Consider the following 15,528-nt stretch of genomic DNA (forward strand, 5'->3'; position numbering starts at 1 on the left):
CGGTTCGGGTTCCGGCCAGGCGGGGGCGACGTCGACATCAGCGGGGGGTGGTGGTGGCCGCGGTGGCCTCGGAGAGCGCCTGGGCGAAGGCGAGCGTCTCGCGCACCGAGTCGGGGCCGTCGCCGGCCTCACTGACCCGCAGCGAGAGGTCGTCGGCGGTGGAGGAGCCGGTGTAGCCGTGGTCCGCCTCGCAGTTGGGGTCGCCGCAGGCGGCGGGCTCCAGGTCCAGCCGGGCCACCGCGCCCCATCCGATGGTCAGGACGACCTCGCGGGGCAGCTGGCCGGGGGTGTACGACTCCGGGTTGGCGACCACGCGGCTGAGCACCACGGAGGAGATCCGGCCGAGCTTGACGGACTCGGTGGAGGTGGTGGCGTACGGCGACGGGGAGGTGGCGTCGGCGGCCTGCTCGTCGGTGTGGCTGACGATGAAGCGGGTGCCGGTCAGGACGAGGACGGTGACGTGGCGGCGGACCTCGTTGGCGTCGAAGGTCGTCTCCTGGTGGACGAGGTACGACACCACCGGCTCACCACCGACCGCGGCCTGCACCGCCTCGGCCACGAGCGTCGGGTAATAGCCACTGCGCTCGATCGCCGCGCGCAGCCCCTGGGTCGTCGTACCGGTCTTAGCCATGGGGTCCATCCTACGGGGCGCAGCAGGCACCAGAGCCCCCGTGGGGCGGGGTGCGTGCGGTCCGGGCGGCTCAGTAGGAGGGCAGGCGGCGGGGCCCAGGTCGGTGGTGGCCGGCGGCCGGGCCAGGCGGACGGCGGCGCCCAGGACGGACAGACCGCGCGGGGCGACGACGACCGGTTCGAGGTCCACCCCACCACCTCGGGGTGGTCGTCGACGAGCCGGGAGACCCGGAGCAGCAGCTCGGCGAGGGCGGCGGTGTCCACCGGCTGGGAGCCGCGCCAGCCGAAGAGCAGCGGGGCCGCGCGGATCGACCGGATCTGCTCGGCGACCTCACGGTCGGTGGCGGGGATGAGACGGTGGGCGACGTCGCCGAGCAGCTGGGAGGGGGCACCGGCCAGGCCGAAGGAGAGCACGGCGCCGGCGGCCGGGTCGATGGCGGCGCGGATGACCGTGTCGACACCGCGCGGCACCATGGACTGGACGACCGGCCGGAGTTCTTCGGGCGAGCCGAGGAAATCGGTCAATTCGGCGTAGACCCGGCGGAGTTCGGCCTCGCCGGCGATGTCCAGGCGGACTCCGCCGAGGTCGGCGCGGTGCCGGAGGTGGGGCGCGGTGGTCTTGAGGGCCACCGGGTAGCCGAGGCGGGCGGCGGCGCGCACGGCGGCGTCGGGGTCGGGGGCGGGCAGCACGGGGCGGGTGTGGATGCCGTAGCGGGCGAGCAGGGCCGCGGCGTCGTCGTCCGGCACCCGCACCGAGCGGCCGTCGGGGACGTCGGCGCCGAACCGGTCGAGGAGCCGCTCGATGTCGGCACCGGCCGCGGGCTCCTGGATGTCGTCGTACTCGGGCACCCGGCCGGGGTCGGCCGCCTCCCGGCGCCAGGCGGCGTAGCGGACGGCCTCGGCGAGCGCCCGTACGGCCCGCTCGGCGGCGGGGTAGGCGGGGATGCGCAGCGGGGCGGCGCGGCGGGGCGGGCGGCGGCCTCGGTGGCACGGAGCGGGGGCGTCTGGGCCGCGGCGCGGGCCCCCGGGGCGGGCCCGGCGGGAACGGCGGACGGGCGGCGGGTACGGGGGCCGGGGTGGCGGGCGGGGCCGCCGCCGTCGGTGAGGTGGGGGCGGCGCTGGCCGGCGGGTCGGGTTGGGCGGGGGCCGGCGGGACGGGCCGATCCGCGGCCGGGGAGTCGGGGGTGGGCGACGGGGCGGCGAGGGTCTCGGCCAGGGCGTCCATGGCGAGGTGGACGACCGTGACCGGCTTCTCCGGGTGGGCCGCCGCGGCCGTGCGCAGTGCCGCGGCGAGCGCGGCGCCCTCGCTCGCGCCCGGGGAGGCGCCGTCCTCCTCCCCCACCCAGGGGATGGCCGTGACGATCACCGCGTCGCAGCCGTCGGCGGAGAGCGTCTCGTCGAGCGCGGCGCGGAAGTCGTCCGGTGTCGCGGCGGAGGGCAGCACCCGGGGGCGCAGCGGCCGCAGCCGCTCGGTCAGACAGGCGTCGTAGGCGAGCAGGGCCAGGGACTCGGAGTTGCCGAGGATGGCGATGCGCGGGCCGGCCGGCAGCGGCTGGGAGGCCAGCAGCAGCCCGGCGTCGATCAGCTCGGTGACGGTGTCGACGCGGATCACGCCGGCCTGGCGCATCAGGGCGGCGACCGTGCTGTCGGGGACGCGGACGGTGGGCACGGCGTGGCCCGGCGGGGCGGTGCCGTTGTGCCGGGCGCCCCGGGCGACCACGACCGGTTTGACGGCGGCGGTGCGGCGGGCCAGGCGGGCGAACTTGCGGGGGTTGCCGATCGACTCCAGGTAGAGGATCACGACGTCCGTGTCCGGGTCCTCGTACCAGTACTGGAGGAGGTCGTTGCCGGAGACGTCGGCGCGGTTGCCGGCCGAGACGAAGGCGGAGATGCCGGCGATCCCGCCGTCCCGGGCCGCGGGCGTGCAGTCCGCTGAGCAGGGCGATGCCGATGGCTCCGGACTGGGTGAACAGTCCGATGTGGCCGGTGCCGGGCATCTGCGGGGCGAGGGAGGCGTTCAGCCGGACGTCGGCGGCGGTGTTGATCAGGCCGAAGGCGTTCGGCCCGATGATCCGCATGCCGTACGAGCGGGCCTGGTGGAGCACGGCGCGCTGGCGCTCCCTGCCCTCGGGGCCCGCCTCGGCGTAACCGGAGGAGAGGATCAGCACGCCCTGGACGCCGTGTTCGCCGCAGTCGCGGATCACTTCGGGGACGCGCTCCGCGGGGACGGCGACGACCGCGAGGTCGACCGGGTCGGGGATCTCCCGGAGCGCGCGGACCGCCGGTACGCCTTCGGGGTCGAGCCGCCGCAGGTCGTCGGGGAAGGCGTGGTTGACGGCGTGCAGCCGGCCGGTGAAGCCGGCGTCGAGGATGTGGCGCAGGGCCGTGCGGCCGATGCCACCGGGGGCGCGGCCGGTACCGATGACGGCGACCGAGCCGGGGGCGAGCAGCCGCTGGACGGAGCGGGCCTCGGCGCGCTGCTCGCGGCTGCGCATCACGGCCATGGACTGCTCGGTCGGTTCGAGGTCGAACTCCAGCCGCACCACGCCGTCTTCGAAGGTGCGCTTCTGGGTGTACCCGGCGTCCGTGAACACCTTGATCATCTTGGTGTTGGCGGGCAGCACCTCGGCGGCGAACCGCCGGATGCCGCGCTCGCGGGCGACGGCCGCGACGTGCTCCAGAAGGGCGGAGGCCACTCCGCGCCCCTGATGGGCGTCCTGCACCAGGAAGGCGACCTCGGCCTGGTCGTCCTCGGGGCTCTTGGCGGGCAGCCCCTGGTCGTTGATCCGGTCGTAGCGGACGGTGGCGATGAACTCGCCGCCCACCGTGGCCGCGAGCCCGACCCGGTCGACGTAATCGTGGTGGGTGAAGCGGTGCACATCGCGGTCGGACAGGCGCGGGTAGGGCGCGAAGAAGCGGTAGTACTTGGACTCGTCCGAGACCTGTTCGTAGAAGGAGACCAGCCGCTCGGCGTCGTCGGGGGTGATGGGGCGGATCCGCGCCGTGCCGCCGTCGCGCAGCACCACGTCGGCTTCCCAGTGGGCCGGGTATGCGTGGTCCGACGGCTTCTGCATGCGGACAGCGTACGACCGGCCACCGACAACCGGCCCGGCGCGCGTAATCTCGGGGTCAGGGGGAGCAGCTGGGAGCACTCCCGGCAGCGTGAGAGAATGGTCTAGACAACAGTCACGACTTTGAAGGGCAACACCATGGCTGAGCGCCGCGTCAATGTCGGTTGGGCCGAGGGCCTGCACGCCCGCCCCGCGTCGATCTTCGTCCGGGCGGCCACCGCCTCCGGTGTCCCGATGACGATCGCCAAGGCCGATGGCAACCCGGTCAACGCGGCCTCCATGCTCGCGGTCCTGGGCCTGGGCGCCCAGGGCGGCGAGGAGATCGTGCTGGCCTCGGACGCCGAGGGCGCCGAGGTGGCCCTCGACCGTCTGGCCAAGCTCGTCGCCGAGGGTCTCGAAGAGCTGCCCGAGACCGTCTGAGTCCCCCGGACACCCCTTCGCACGGCGGCCCCGCAACGGTGACCTGAAAAGGCGCCGCGGCGGGGCCGTTTTGCGTGCCGGAGAAATGCCGTTCCGGGGGAATGACCGCCCCCTCCCCGCGCAAATGTCACGCCCGCTGCCGCGGAATTTTCGCGGCCTGGGACCAATATGCGGGGAGGCCGGCACGGGGAAACGCGCCGTGGGATATGCGGACCGGAACGCACGCGCGCAAGGACATGCGAAAGCGCGCCGATATTCGAAATCAAAGCCGGACGCGACGCAATCGCCGCCCCGGAATTTCCGCACCCCTTTGTATACGGCCCGATTGTTAAGAACGGGCGCGCGCTGTGTTGACGGGCCGTTTCGTGTCGCTCACGTCGGGTGTGGCGGGGCGCCGCAACCGGTACACCGGGAGCGACCGCTCGATGTGCGCCGCCATCAGGGCGCGGGCCCGTTCCGCGTCGCCCCGGGCCACCGCGTCCAGCACCGCGCCGTGGTCGTCCCACGCCTCACCGGCCCGCGGCGGCGGCTCCACCGCATACATCCACTCGATCTTGCGGCGCAGCTGGGTCAGCAGTGCGGTCAGGCTGGGACTGCCGGCCGCCTGGGCCAGCGTCTCGTGGAACCAGCCGTCGAGTTGGCGCAGGTCGGCGGGGTTGCCGTGGCGGGCCCGCTCGCGGCCGAGCCGTACCAGGCCGCGCAGCACCTTCAGATGGGCGGGGGTGCGCCGGGCGGCCGCGCGGGCCGCACCCAGCGGCTCCAGCAGGGCGCGGATGTCGAGCAGGTCGGCGGCCTCCTGCTCGGTGGGCTCGGCGACACAGGCGCCCGCGTGGTGGCGGGTGGTGACGAAGCCCTCCGACTGCAGGGTGCGCAGCGCTTCGCGGACCGGCACTCTGGAGACGCCGTAGCGCGCCGCCAGGATCTCCTCGATCAGCCGGCTCCCCGGCGCCAGCGCACCGGAGATGATGTCCTCGCGAATCGCCGTGCACACCGCATGCGCGGAAATATGGCCTCGCATCGATCGTGCCTCCGCCGTAATCCCCGGAAAACGCCGCCGGTCGGCGGCTTTTCCGAGACTCTATTCGACCGGCACGGTTTTTCCGACGGACTCCGCGTATTCGGCGATATTTTTTGGCCAGCGGGCGCGGGTGATGTGGAGGCGTGCGCCGGGGGTGTGGGCGGGGCGGCCGGACGCCGGCTCAGACGTTGACGCCGTGCGACCGCAGATACGCGATCGGGTCGATGTCGGAGCCGTAGTCCGGGCCGGTGCGGGCCTCGAAGTGCAGATGCGGGCCGGTGACGTTGCCGGTGGCCCCGGAGAGGCCGATCTGCTGGCCGGGGGTGACGGTCTGGCCGACCGAGACGCCGATCGACGACAGGTGGCCGTACTGGGTGTACGTGCCGTCGTGCATCTTGATCACGATGTTGTTGCCGTACGAGCCGCCCCAGCCGGCCTCGACGACGGTGCCCGCGCCGACCGCGTGGACGGAGGTCCCGGTGGCGGCGTGGAAGTCGATACCGGTGTGGCTTCCGGAGGACCACAGGCTGCTGGACGCCTTGTAGCCGGTGGAGACGTAGGAGTCGGCGACGGGGGCGACGAAGGCGTTCAGGCGCATGCGCTCGGCGTCCCGGGCGGCCCGCTCCTTGGCCGCGCGCTCGGCCTTGGCCTTCTTCCTGGCCGCCTCGGCGTGCCGCTCGGCCTCCGCCACGCGCTTCTTGGCCTCGGCCTCGGCCTTCGCCTGCACGGCGGCGGTCTCGGCGGCGGCCTGCTGGGCGTCGGCCTGGACCTCCAGGCGGTGGGCGAGTTCGTCACCGAGCACCACGGCCTGGGTGAGGCCGGTGTCCTGCGTGCGCGCCGCGTCGGTGGCGGCCAGCGCCGGCGAGGCCAGCGTGCCGACGACGCCGGAGGTGGCGAGGGTGGCTATGCCGGCGAGCTTGCGGGTCGTCCGGGCGCTGCGGCTGGCCCGGCGGTGCTTCCCGGTGGCACGGGTGAACGCCATGTGCTGGCTTGTCCTTTCCTTCCTTCTCGCCTACCGGGTTAGCTGACGGGTTCGGAGCAGGAAGGTCTCCTACGGGCTCCTCCGGAGAGGGGCCCGATTCACCCCAGGGACGTGGGTCCCCGGCTCCCCTGGCTCGCGCCGTACGGGGACTCGGCGATGACTGTCCGGTGCCACTGTTGTGGCGGAGTTGTGACGAACAGCCGGACCGACGCTAATCGGGGCCGCTTTGCGGAGCCAAACGGAACCGCGATTTTGTGCGGGATCCCACAAGTTCCGCCCAACGAGCCCTTACAAACCGGACATACGACGGACATCCGACGGACTCGGGCGGACAAGCACGGACTCCGACCGACAAGCGGCGGACAAGCGGCGGACATGCGACGGCTCCCGCGGTGAGCGAACACCGCGGGAGCCGATCGGTCGTGACGCATCGTCATGCGCCCTGCGGGAATCAGCCGCTGACGACCTTCACCTCTCCGATGCCCAGCGCCTTGACGGGCTCGGTGATCTGCGCGGCGTCGCCCACCAGGACGGTCACCAGGCGGTCCACCGGGAAGGCGTTGACGGCGGCGGCGGTCGCCTCCACCGTGCCGGTCTCCGCGAGCCGGAGGTACAACTGCGCCTGGAAGTCGTCCGGGAGCTGCTGCTCCACCTGGTCGGCGAGGGTGCCCGCGACGGCCGCCGCGGTCTCGTACTTGAGCGGCGCCACCCGACGAGGTTCTGCACCGCGACGTCCCGCTCCTCGTCCGTCAGCCCCTCCGCCGCGAGGGTCCGCAGCACCTTCCAGAGGTCCTCCAGCGCGGGCCCGGTGGAGGCGGTGTCCACCGAGCCGCTGATGGCGAGCAGCGCCGCGCCGGTGGTGCCCTCGGGAAGGTGGGGGCGCGTGGAGCGCAGCACCTGGCCGAAGGCGCGCACGCCGTAGGTGTAGCCCTTCTCCTCGCGCAGGACGCGGTCCAGCCGGGAGGTGAGGGTGCCGCCCAGGCAGTACGTGCCGAGCACCTGGGCGGCACACGCGGTCGTGCCGGTCGGCGCCGATCCGGCCGAGGAGCAGCTGGGTCTGGACGGCGCCGGGGCGGTCCACGATCACCACGCGGCCGGTGTCGTCCGGGCGATCGGGGTGGCCTTGACCGGCTCGGCGGCCGAACCGCTCCAGGCGCCGAGGGTGTCGGCGAGCGCCGCGGCCAGGTCGACGCCGGTGAAGTCACCGACGATCACGGCGGTGGCCGTGGCGGGCCGGACGTGCGCGTCGTAGAAGGCGCGCACGGCCGCGGCGTCGATCCGCGCGACGGTCTCCTCGGTGCCCTGACGGGGGCGGGAGATCCGCGCGGTGGCCGGGAACAGCTCCTTGGAGAGCGCCATCGCCGCGCGCCGGGCGGGTTGGCGAGCTCGTGCGGGATCTCGTCGAGGCGGTTGCGGACCAGCCGCTCGATCTCACTCTCCGGGAACGCGGGGGCGCGCAGCGCGTCGGCGAGCAGGCCGAGCGCGCGGGTCAGCCGGGACGCCGGGACCTCCAGGGAGACGCGTACGCCGGGGTGGTCGGCGTGCGCGTCCAGGGTGGCGCCGCAGCGCTCCAGCTCGGCGGCGAAGCCCTCCGCGTCGTACTTGTCGGTGCCCTCGGACAGGGCGCGCGCCATGATCGTGGCGACGCCGTCCAGGCCTCGGGCTCGGCGTCCAGCGGGGCGACGAGGTTTGATCTCGACCGCGACGACCTGCTGGCCGGGGCGGTGGCTGGTCAGGAGCGTGAGGCCGTTGGGCAGTTGGCTGCGCTCGGGGGCGGGAAGGCCCACGGCTTGGGCGCGCCGCTCTGGGGCTGCGGGTGGAACTGCATGGTGCTCCTGCGGAATCCTGACGGGTGGCGTCGCTCACTGCTCCGTCTCCCTTCCTCGGCGGCGTTGCCGGCCGGCTCGGTGGGCTCGTAGACGAGCACCGCGCGGTTGTCGGGGCGCAACCGGGCCCTTGGCGACCGCCTGCACCTCCTCGGGGGTGATGTCCAGGACCCGCTGCACGGCGGTCAGCGCGAGCTGCGGGTCGCCGAACAGGACGGCGAAGCGGCACAGTTCGTCGGCGCGGCCGCTGACCGTCGCCAGGCGGTCCAGCCATTCGCGCTCCAGCTGGGCCTGCGCCCGTTCCATCTCCTCCGGGGTGGGCCCTCGGCGGCGAACCGCGCCAGCTCGTCGTCGACCGCGCGCTCGATGGCGGGCACCTCCACCCCGGCGGACGTCTTCACGTCCAGCCAGCCAGGGAGGGCGCACCGGCCAGCCGCAGCAGGCCGAAGCCGGCGGCCACGGCGCTGCGGTCGCGGCGCACCAGCCGGTTGTACAGGCGGGAGGACTCGCCGCCGCCCAGGACGGTCAGCGCGAGGTCGGCGGCGTCCGCCTCACGGGTGCCGTCGTGCGGCAGGCGGTAGGCCGCCATCAGGGCGCGGGAGGGCACCTCCTCCTCGACGACCTCGCGCAGCTCGGTGCCGACCACGTCGGGCAGGGTGCCGTCCCGGGGCGGCTGCTTGCCGTCGTGGGAGGGGATCGAGCCGAAGTACTTCTCGATCCAGGCGAGCGTCCGGGCCGGGTCGATGTCGCCGACGACCGACAGGACGGCGTTGTTGGGCGCGTAGTACGTACGGAAGAACGCCCGGGCGTCCTCCAGGGAGGCGGCGTCCAGATCGGCCATCGACCCGATGGGGGTGTGGTGGTACGGGTGGCCCTCGGGGTACGCCATGGCCGTCAGCTTCTCGAAGGCCGTGCCGTAGGGGACGTTGTCGTAGCGCTGGCGGCGCTCGTTCTTGACGACGTCGCGCTGGTTCTCCAGGGATTCCTCGTCGAGCGCGGTCAGCAGCGAGCCCATGCGGTCCGCCTCCAGCCAGAGCGCGAGCTCCAGCTCGTGGGCGGGCATGGTCTCGAAGTAGTTGGTGCGCTCGAAGCTCGTGGTGCCGTTGAGCGAACCGCCGGCGCCCTGCACCAGCTCGAAGTGGCCGTTCCCCTTCACCTGCGCGGAACCCTGGAACATCAGGTGCTCGAAGAGGTGAGCCAGGCCCGTACGGCCTTGACCTCGTGGCGGGAGCCGACGTCGTACCAGAGGCAGACCGCTGCGACCGGGGTCAGGTGGTCTTCGGAGAGCACCACGCGCAGGCCGTTGGCCAGCCGGTGCTCGGTCGCTGTCAGGCCGCCGGAGCCGGCTTGTTCTGTGGCCGTGTGACCATGGGCATGTACGTCCCTTCGATCGCTTGCGAGGAAGTTCTGTCACTGTATGCAAACCGCGTCGGCATCTGGCGAAGTTCCCGCAGGACCGCCCCCGAACGAGGGCCCGCGCCGGGCCGTCGTGGGGCCGCCGCCGGCCGTCGTGGGGGCCGCCCGCGGGCCGCCGCGGGGGCGGAAGGGGGAGTCGCGGTCGGCGTTGTCAGTGGGGCGGTCCACAATGGTCCGCGTCAGACTCAGAGATACTCGCCGGTTGATCCCCCAGCTGATCGACCCGGCTGATTGACCGACGACGCTCCGGCGCCGTCCCCGACCTCGGCAGTAGACGCAGCAGAAGGAGCCGCAGCCGCGATGGCCCGCCGCAGCACGAAGACCCGCCGCCGGACGACTTCGAGGAGAGGATCCTCGACATCGACGTCGTCGACGAGATGCAGGGTTCCTTCCTCGAGTACGCGTATTCGGTCATCTACTCGCGCGCCCTGCCGGACGCCCGCGACGGCCTCAAGCCCGTGCACCGCCGCATCCTCTACCAGATGAACGAGATGGGCCTGCGCCCCGACCGCGGCTATGTGAAGTGCGCCCGGGTCGTCGGCGAGGTGATGGGTAAGCTCCACCCGCACGGCGACGCGTCCATCTACGACGCGCTGGTCCGCATGGCGCAGCCGTTCTCCATGCGGCTGCCGCTGGTCGACGGCCACGGCAACTTCGGTTCGCTCGGCAACGACGACCCGCCGGCCGCGATGCGGTACACGGAATGCCGGATGGCGTCCGCGACGTCCCTGATGACCGAGTCGATCGACGAGGACACCGTCGACTTCTCGCCGAACTACGACGGCCAGGAGCGGGAGCCGGTCGCCCTCCCCGCCGCTTATCCGAACCTCCTCGTCAACGGCACCTCCGGCATCGCCGTCGGTATGGCGACGAACATGCCGCCGCACAACCTCGGCGAGGTCATCGCCGCGGCCCGCCACCTGATCAAGCACCCGAACGCCGACCTCGACACCCTGATGCGCTTCGTCCCGGGCCCGGACCTGCCGACCGGCGGCCGGATCGTGGGCCTCGGCGGCATCCGCGACGCCTACGAGAAGGGCCGCGGCACGTTCAAGATCCGTGCCACGGTCACGGTGGAGAACGTCACCGCGCGCCGCAAGGGCTGGTCGTCACCGAACTCCCCTTCACGGTCGGCCCGGAAAAGGTCATCTCCAAGATCAAGGACCTGGTCGGTTCGAAGAGGCTCCAGGGCATCGCGGACGTCAAGGACCTCACCGACCGCGAGCACGGCCTGCGTCTGGTGATCGAGGTCAAGAACGGCTTCAATCCCGAAGCCGTCCTGGAGCAGCTCTACAAGCTGACGCCGATGGAGGAGTCCTTCGGCATCAACAACGTCGCGCTGGTGGACGGCCAGCCGCTGACGCTGGGCCTGAAGGAGCTGCTGGAGGTCTACGTCGACCACCGCTTCGACGTGGTGCGCCGCCGCAGCGAGTTCCGCCGCAGCAAGCGCCGCGACCGGCTGCACCTGGTCGAGGGCCTGCTGACGGCCCTGGTGGACATCGACGAGGTGATCCGCCTGATCCGCTCCAGCGAGAACAGCGCGCAGGCCAAGGAGCGGCTGATCGAGCGCTTCTCGCTGAGCGACGTCCAGACCCAGTACATCCTCGACACCCCGCTGCGCCGGCTGACCAAGTTCGACCGGATCGAGCTGGAGTCGGAGCGGGACCGGCTGCAGGACGAGATCGAGAAGCTGACCCGGATCCTGGAGTCGGACGCCGAGCTGCGCAAGCTGGTCTCCGGCGAGCTGGCCTCGGTCGCCAAGAAGTACGGCACGGACCGGCGCACGGTCCTGCTGGAGTCGGCGGGCACCACGGTCGGCGCGGTGCCGCTGGAGGTCGCCGACGACCCGTGCCGGGTGCTGCTGTCCTCGACGGGCCTGCTGGCGCGTACGGTCACCGGCGAGGTGCCGTTCGACGTCGACGCCAAGCGGGTCAAGCACGACGTGATCGTCTCGGCGGTGCCGGCGACCACCCGCGGCGAGGTGGGCGTGGTGACGTCCCTGGGCCGGCTGCTCCGGCTCGCGGTGATCGATCTGCCGCAGCTCCCGGAGACCGCGGCGGCGCCGAGCCTCGCGGGCGGCGCACCGCTCGCGGAGTTCCTGACGCTCCAGGACGGCGAGGAGCTGGTCTGCCTCACCACCCTGGACGAGTCCTCGCCGGGCCTCGCGCTCGGTACGGAACAGGGCGTGGTCAAGCGGGTGGTGCCCGACTACCCGCCCACAAGGAGGAGTTGGAGGTCATCACCCTCAGGGAGGGCGACCGCATCGTGGGCGCGGCCGAGCTGCGCACCGGTGAGGAGGACCTGGTCTTCATCACCAGCGAGGCGCAGCTGCTGCGCTATCCGGCGTCGCAGGTACGGCCGCAGGGCCGGCCCGCGGCGGTATGGCCGGGGTCAAGCTGGGCGAGGGCGCGAAGGTGATCTCGTTCTCTGCGGTCGATCCGGCGGCCGACGCCATGGTCTTCACCGTCGCCGGTTCGCACGGCACCCTGGACGACTCGGTCGCCACGGCCAAGATCACCCCGTTCGACCAGTACCCGCGCAAGGGCCGGGCCACCGGTGGCGTGCGCTGCCAGCGGTTCCTGAAGGGCGAGGACTGCCTGATCCAGGCGTGGGCCGGCACGGCGCCGGTGCGGGCGGCGGACGCCAAGGGCGCGCCGGTACCGCTGCCGGAGCCGGACCCGCGCCGGGACGGCTCGGGAGTGGCCCTGACGAAGCCGGTGGCCGCGCTGGCGGGACCGGTGTGAGCGGGCCTCTGTGAGGGGGCCTCAGAGCGGGTCTCTGTGAGCGGGTCTCTGTGAGCAAGCGTCTGCCTCTGTGAGCGGGCCCTGAGCGGGCCTCTGAGCGGGCCTGGCCTTCTCTGAAGAATGAACGCCGTCGGGCCGGTGCGGAACCGGCCCGGCGGCGTTACGCATCTCCCTACCCGTCCACCTGTCTACTTGCCTACCTGTCCACTTGCCTACTCGTCCCCCGACTCGTCTCCGTCGCGGGAGGCCACGTACCGCAGCACGCCCCACATGCTGTTCACATCGGCCTCCGGCGGCCCGGTCTCCCGGCAGTTGTCCAGCTCCTTGCGGAGCGCCGGGGCGTCGATTCCGCTGCCGATGAGGACGAGCTGGGTGCTCCGCTCCTCGCCCCTCGGCCAGGGCTCGGGGTAGAAACGCAGGAAGTCGCCGACGGCGTGCACGGTGAACTTCTGCCGGTTCTCGGGGACGTCGAAGTGGACGAAGCCCTTGATGCGGTAGAGCCCGGCCGGCCGACTGTCGAGGAAGTCCATGAGCCGGCGCGGGTGCATCGACTCGGCCGAGCTGAACTCCACGCTCTGGTAGGCGGCGTGAAGGTGCCCCGAGTGGTCGTGGCCACTGTCTGCACCACAGTCGTCGTGGTCGCAACGACCGTTCGCGGAGCGGTCGTTGGGGTCGTTGGGGTCGTGGTGGTTGTGGTGGTTGTTGGGGTCGTTCGGGTCGCTGGGGCCGGGGTAGCCGTTGGGGTCGCTGGGGCCGGGGTGGCCGTTGGGGTGCTTGGAGTCGCGGTAGTCGTTCTCGCGGTGGTTTCGGGGGTGCTCGTCGCGGTGGGCTCGATGGTGCTCGCCACCGGCCGCGGCCTCACGCAGCAGGTCCTCGAAGGACAACTGGCGCACGGCCGCGTCGTGGTCCTCCCCCGGCCCGCGGTCGAAGAACAGCTCGGGGTCGATCCGGCCGTACGCCGTACAGATCACCGGCCGGCCCGGCGCCAGCTCCGCCAGGGTGTCCCGGAGCGCCCGGAGCGCCGCGTCGTCGATCCGGTCGGCCTTGTTGAGCACCACGATGTCAGCGATACCGACGTGCCGGTCCAGCTCAGGATGTCGGGCCCGGGTGGACTCGAACTCGGCGGCGTCCACGACCTCGATCAGCCCGCCGTAGACGATCCGGTCGTTGTCGCTGGCGAGGATCATCCGGATGAGTTCCTGCGGCTCGGCCAGGCCGCTCGCCTCGATGACGATGACGTCGATACGGGCGGACGGACGGGCCAGCCGCTCCAGATACGTGTCCAGTTCGCTGGTGTCGACCGCGCAGCACAGACAGCCGTTGCCGAGCGAGACCATCGAGTCCACCTGCCCGGCAACGGTCATGGCGTCGATCTCGATGCTGCCGAAGTCATTGACGATCGCGCCGATACGAGTCCGTCGCCGGCCCGGAGCAGGTGGTTGAGCAGGGTCGTCTTGCCCGAACCGAGGAACCCCGCGAGTACGACGACCGGGATCTGTTGCGTGGCCAGAAGGCGCCTCCATGGTGCGGGTGGCGGGCCGCACGGCCGGCGGCGGACGAGCTGTCGATCGTAACGGACCACCGGCTGCACACCGCTCGGGCCGAGCGCCTCGTCCGGTACGGGGGGGGCGGGCCCACGGGCGGTCCGGGACCACGGGGCGAGGCCGACCCGGCCGGCGCCGGGCCAGGGCCGGTCAGGTGCCTGAACAGGGCCTGCCGGGGCCTGGTCGGCCGCCCTGTCAGGGTCTGGTCAGGCGCCAGGCGGGAGCCCGGTCCCGTGCCAGGCAGGAGCCTGGTTCGGAGCCAGGCCCGGCGCCGCGGCCTGGCACCGCGGCCTGATGCCGAAGCACGTACTCCCACCCGGTGCCGAAGCACGTGCTGCCGCCCGGCACCGAAGCACGTGCTGCCGCGCAGTGCCTATGCACAGTGCCTGTATCCGCGCCGAGGCGCCGTGCAGGGTCCGGGGCCGCCGTGCCGTGCGGCGTCCGATGCCGAGGCACCGTGCGGGATCCGGTGCCGGCGGCCCCGCTCCAGGCCTGTGGTGCGGTGCCGGCCTGGAACGGGGCCGCCGGCTAGGACCCCATGGTGCTGGGGTGCTGGGGTACTGGCTAGCCGGCCACCACCTCCGGCAGCGGCTGCGGCGGGGGCGGGCCGACGTACCGGGCCGCCGGCCGGATGATCTTCGAATCCTCCGCCTGTTCCAGGATGTTGGCGCTCCAGCCGACCACCCTGGCCGCGCAGAAGGTGGGCGTGAACATCTCACGCGGCAGCCCGCACAGCTCCATCACGACGCCCGCGTAGAACTCCACGTTGATGTGCAGCTCGCGGCCCGGCTTGAGCTCGGCGAGGAGCGCCTCGGCCCGCGCCTCCACCTGGACGGCGAACTCCACCAGCGGGCCGCCGAACTCCTCGGCGATCCCCCGCAGCATCCGTGAGCGCGGATCTTCGGTGCGGTAGACGGGATGCCCGAACCCCATGATCCGCTCACCGCGCAGGACCCGTTCGCGGATCCAGGAGTCGATCCGGTCCGGCGCGCCGATCGCGTCGAGCGTGTCCAGCGCCCGGCTGGGCGCTCCGCCGTGCAACGGCCCGGAGAGCGCGCCGACGGCTCCGACGAGGCAGGCCGCGAGGTCGGCACCGGTGGAGGTGATGACGCGGGCGGTGAACGTCGAGGCGTTGAAGCCGTGGTCGATCGTGGAGATCAGATAGGCCTCTATCGCCCGGACCCGGCGCGGATCCGGCTCTTCGCCGGTGAGCATGTAGAGGTAGTTGGCGGCGTGCCCCAGATCCGGCCGCGGCTCCACGGGCTGCTGCCCCTGGCCGAGCCGGTGCAGCGCGGTCAGCAGGGTCGGTACGGCGGCGACGGTGGCGAGCGCGTCGGCCCGCCGGCGGTCGGCGTCGATGTCGTACAGCGGCCGGAATCCGGCACTCGCGCCGAGCAGCGACAGCGCGGTGCGCAGCCCGGCGAGCGGGCCCGCGAGCGCTCCGGCCCGGGCCAGGGCGGGCAGTGCCTCGCGTACCGCCGCGGGCAGCGGGCGGAGCGCGGCCGTCTCGGCCTTGAAGGCCGCCAGCTGGGCCGCGTCGGGCAGCGCGCCGTGGAACATCAGGTACCAGACGTCCTCGAACGTGCGGGTCCGGGCCAGTTCGACGGCGGAGTACTGGCGGTAGTGGTAGAAGCCCTCGCGCCCCCGGACGTCGCCGAGTTGGGTCTCGGTGACGATGACGCCCGCGAGCCCGCGGGGTGCCTCGATGGGTGCGTTCGCCTCGGCGATCGGCATGACAGCTCTCCTCGTTCTTCCTCCCCCAATATTGATTCGACTATCTATGCTTGACTCAATACTCGTCAATATTGATTGAATCAATGTATGGGTCAATGCAGGAGGGTCCTGGACATGGATGAGTCCGGGTACGGACGGGCTGG

Annotated in this window: 7 protein-coding genes, 5 pseudogenes and 1 riboswitch; of the genes and pseudogenes, 2 read left to right on the forward strand and 10 right to left on the reverse strand. The window is 72.5% G+C overall.

What is annotated here, in order from left to right:
* Nucleotides 1–37: 37 nt before the first annotated feature.
* Nucleotides 38–631, reverse strand: a complete 594-nt coding sequence (locus OJ254_RS00180) for a DUF5998 family protein (protein ID WP_030417303.1) — start codon at nucleotides 629–631, stop codon at nucleotides 38–40.
* 78 nt (nucleotides 632–709) lie between these two features.
* A pseudogene (locus OJ254_RS00185) lies at nucleotides 710–3,704 on the reverse strand (bifunctional acetate--CoA ligase family protein/GNAT family N-acetyltransferase); the annotation flags it as partial.
* Nucleotides 3,705–3,839: 135 nt separating this feature from the next.
* Between OJ254_RS00185 and OJ254_RS00190 the strand changes: the two are divergent.
* Nucleotides 3,840–4,121, forward strand: coding sequence for an HPr family phosphocarrier protein (locus OJ254_RS00190; protein ID WP_033267424.1), 282 nt, complete (start codon nucleotides 3,840–3,842; stop codon nucleotides 4,119–4,121).
* A gap of 328 nt (nucleotides 4,122–4,449) precedes the next feature.
* Here OJ254_RS00190 and OJ254_RS00195 read toward each other — a convergent pair whose 3' ends face one another.
* The 6 genes and pseudogenes from OJ254_RS00195 to OJ254_RS00220 all read right to left on the reverse strand — a co-directional run.
* Nucleotides 4,450–5,139, reverse strand: coding sequence for a GntR family transcriptional regulator (locus tag OJ254_RS00195; RefSeq protein ID WP_261955281.1), 690 nt, complete (start codon nucleotides 5,137–5,139; stop codon nucleotides 4,450–4,452).
* A 181-nt stretch (nucleotides 5,140–5,320) separates the two neighbouring features.
* Nucleotides 5,321–6,121 (reverse strand): M23 family metallopeptidase, encoded by an 801-nt coding sequence (locus tag OJ254_RS30720; RefSeq protein WP_279349383.1) that lies wholly within the window; start codon nucleotides 6,119–6,121, stop codon nucleotides 5,321–5,323.
* Between the two features lie 13 nt (nucleotides 6,122–6,134).
* Nucleotides 6,135–6,287, reverse strand: a riboswitch (cyclic di-AMP (ydaO/yuaA leader).
* A 285-nt stretch (nucleotides 6,288–6,572) separates the two neighbouring features.
* Nucleotides 6,573–6,830, reverse strand: a complete 258-nt coding sequence (locus OJ254_RS00205; RefSeq protein WP_265365382.1) for a hypothetical protein — start codon at nucleotides 6,828–6,830, stop codon at nucleotides 6,573–6,575.
* Between the two features lie 65 nt (nucleotides 6,831–6,895).
* A pseudogene (locus tag OJ254_RS00210) lies at nucleotides 6,896–7,384 on the reverse strand (M16 family metallopeptidase); the annotation flags it as partial.
* On the reverse strand, nucleotides 7,333–7,908 hold the full coding sequence (locus tag OJ254_RS00215; RefSeq protein WP_265360775.1) for a M16 family metallopeptidase: 576 nt from the start codon (nucleotides 7,906–7,908) through the stop codon (nucleotides 7,333–7,335). The gene OJ254_RS00215 and the pseudogene OJ254_RS00210, both read right to left, overlap by 52 nt.
* Nucleotides 7,909–7,997: 89 nt before the next feature.
* Nucleotides 7,998–9,279 (reverse strand): annotated as a pseudogene (locus OJ254_RS00220) (M16 family metallopeptidase); the annotation flags it as partial.
* Nucleotides 9,280–9,663: 384 nt separating this feature from the next.
* Between OJ254_RS00220 and OJ254_RS00225 the strand changes: the two are divergent.
* Nucleotides 9,664–12,107 (forward strand): annotated as a pseudogene (locus tag OJ254_RS00225) (DNA gyrase/topoisomerase IV subunit A).
* Nucleotides 12,108–12,319: 212 nt separating this feature from the next.
* Here the strand turns inward: OJ254_RS00225 and OJ254_RS00230 are convergent.
* Nucleotides 12,320–13,617, reverse strand: a pseudogene (locus OJ254_RS00230) (CobW family GTP-binding protein).
* 598 nt (nucleotides 13,618–14,215) lie between these two features.
* A complete protein-coding gene (locus OJ254_RS00235; RefSeq protein WP_265360777.1) occupies nucleotides 14,216–15,385 on the reverse strand; it encodes a citrate synthase/methylcitrate synthase in 1,170 nt (389 codons plus the stop codon).
* Nucleotides 15,386–15,528: the final 143 nt, after the last annotated feature.

It is taken from the genome of Streptomyces endophytica (genome assembly GCF_026153355.1).
In the GTDB taxonomy this organism is placed as follows: Bacteria; Actinomycetota; Actinomycetes; order Streptomycetales; family Streptomycetaceae; genus Streptomyces; species Streptomyces endophytica.

What these genes read in the sequence shown, in the direction of transcription:
- OJ254_RS00180 (WP_030417303.1), bottom strand. Translation starts at nt 631, where the DNA reads ATGGCTAAGACCGGTACGACGACCCAGGGGCTGCGCGCGGCGATCGAG.
- OJ254_RS00190 (WP_033267424.1), top strand. Translation starts at nt 3,840, where the DNA reads ATGGCTGAGCGCCGCGTCAATGTCGGTTGGGCCGAGGGCCTGCACGCC.
- OJ254_RS00195 (WP_261955281.1), bottom strand. Translation starts at nt 5,139, where the DNA reads ATGCGAGGCCATATTTCCGCGCATGCGGTGTGCACGGCGATTCGCGAG.
- OJ254_RS30720 (WP_279349383.1), bottom strand. Translation starts at nt 6,121, where the DNA reads ATGGCGTTCACCCGTGCCACCGGGAAGCACCGCCGGGCCAGCCGCAGC.
- OJ254_RS00235 (WP_265360777.1), bottom strand. Translation starts at nt 15,385, where the DNA reads ATGCCGATCGCCGAGGCGAACGCACCCATCGAGGCACCCCGCGGGCTC.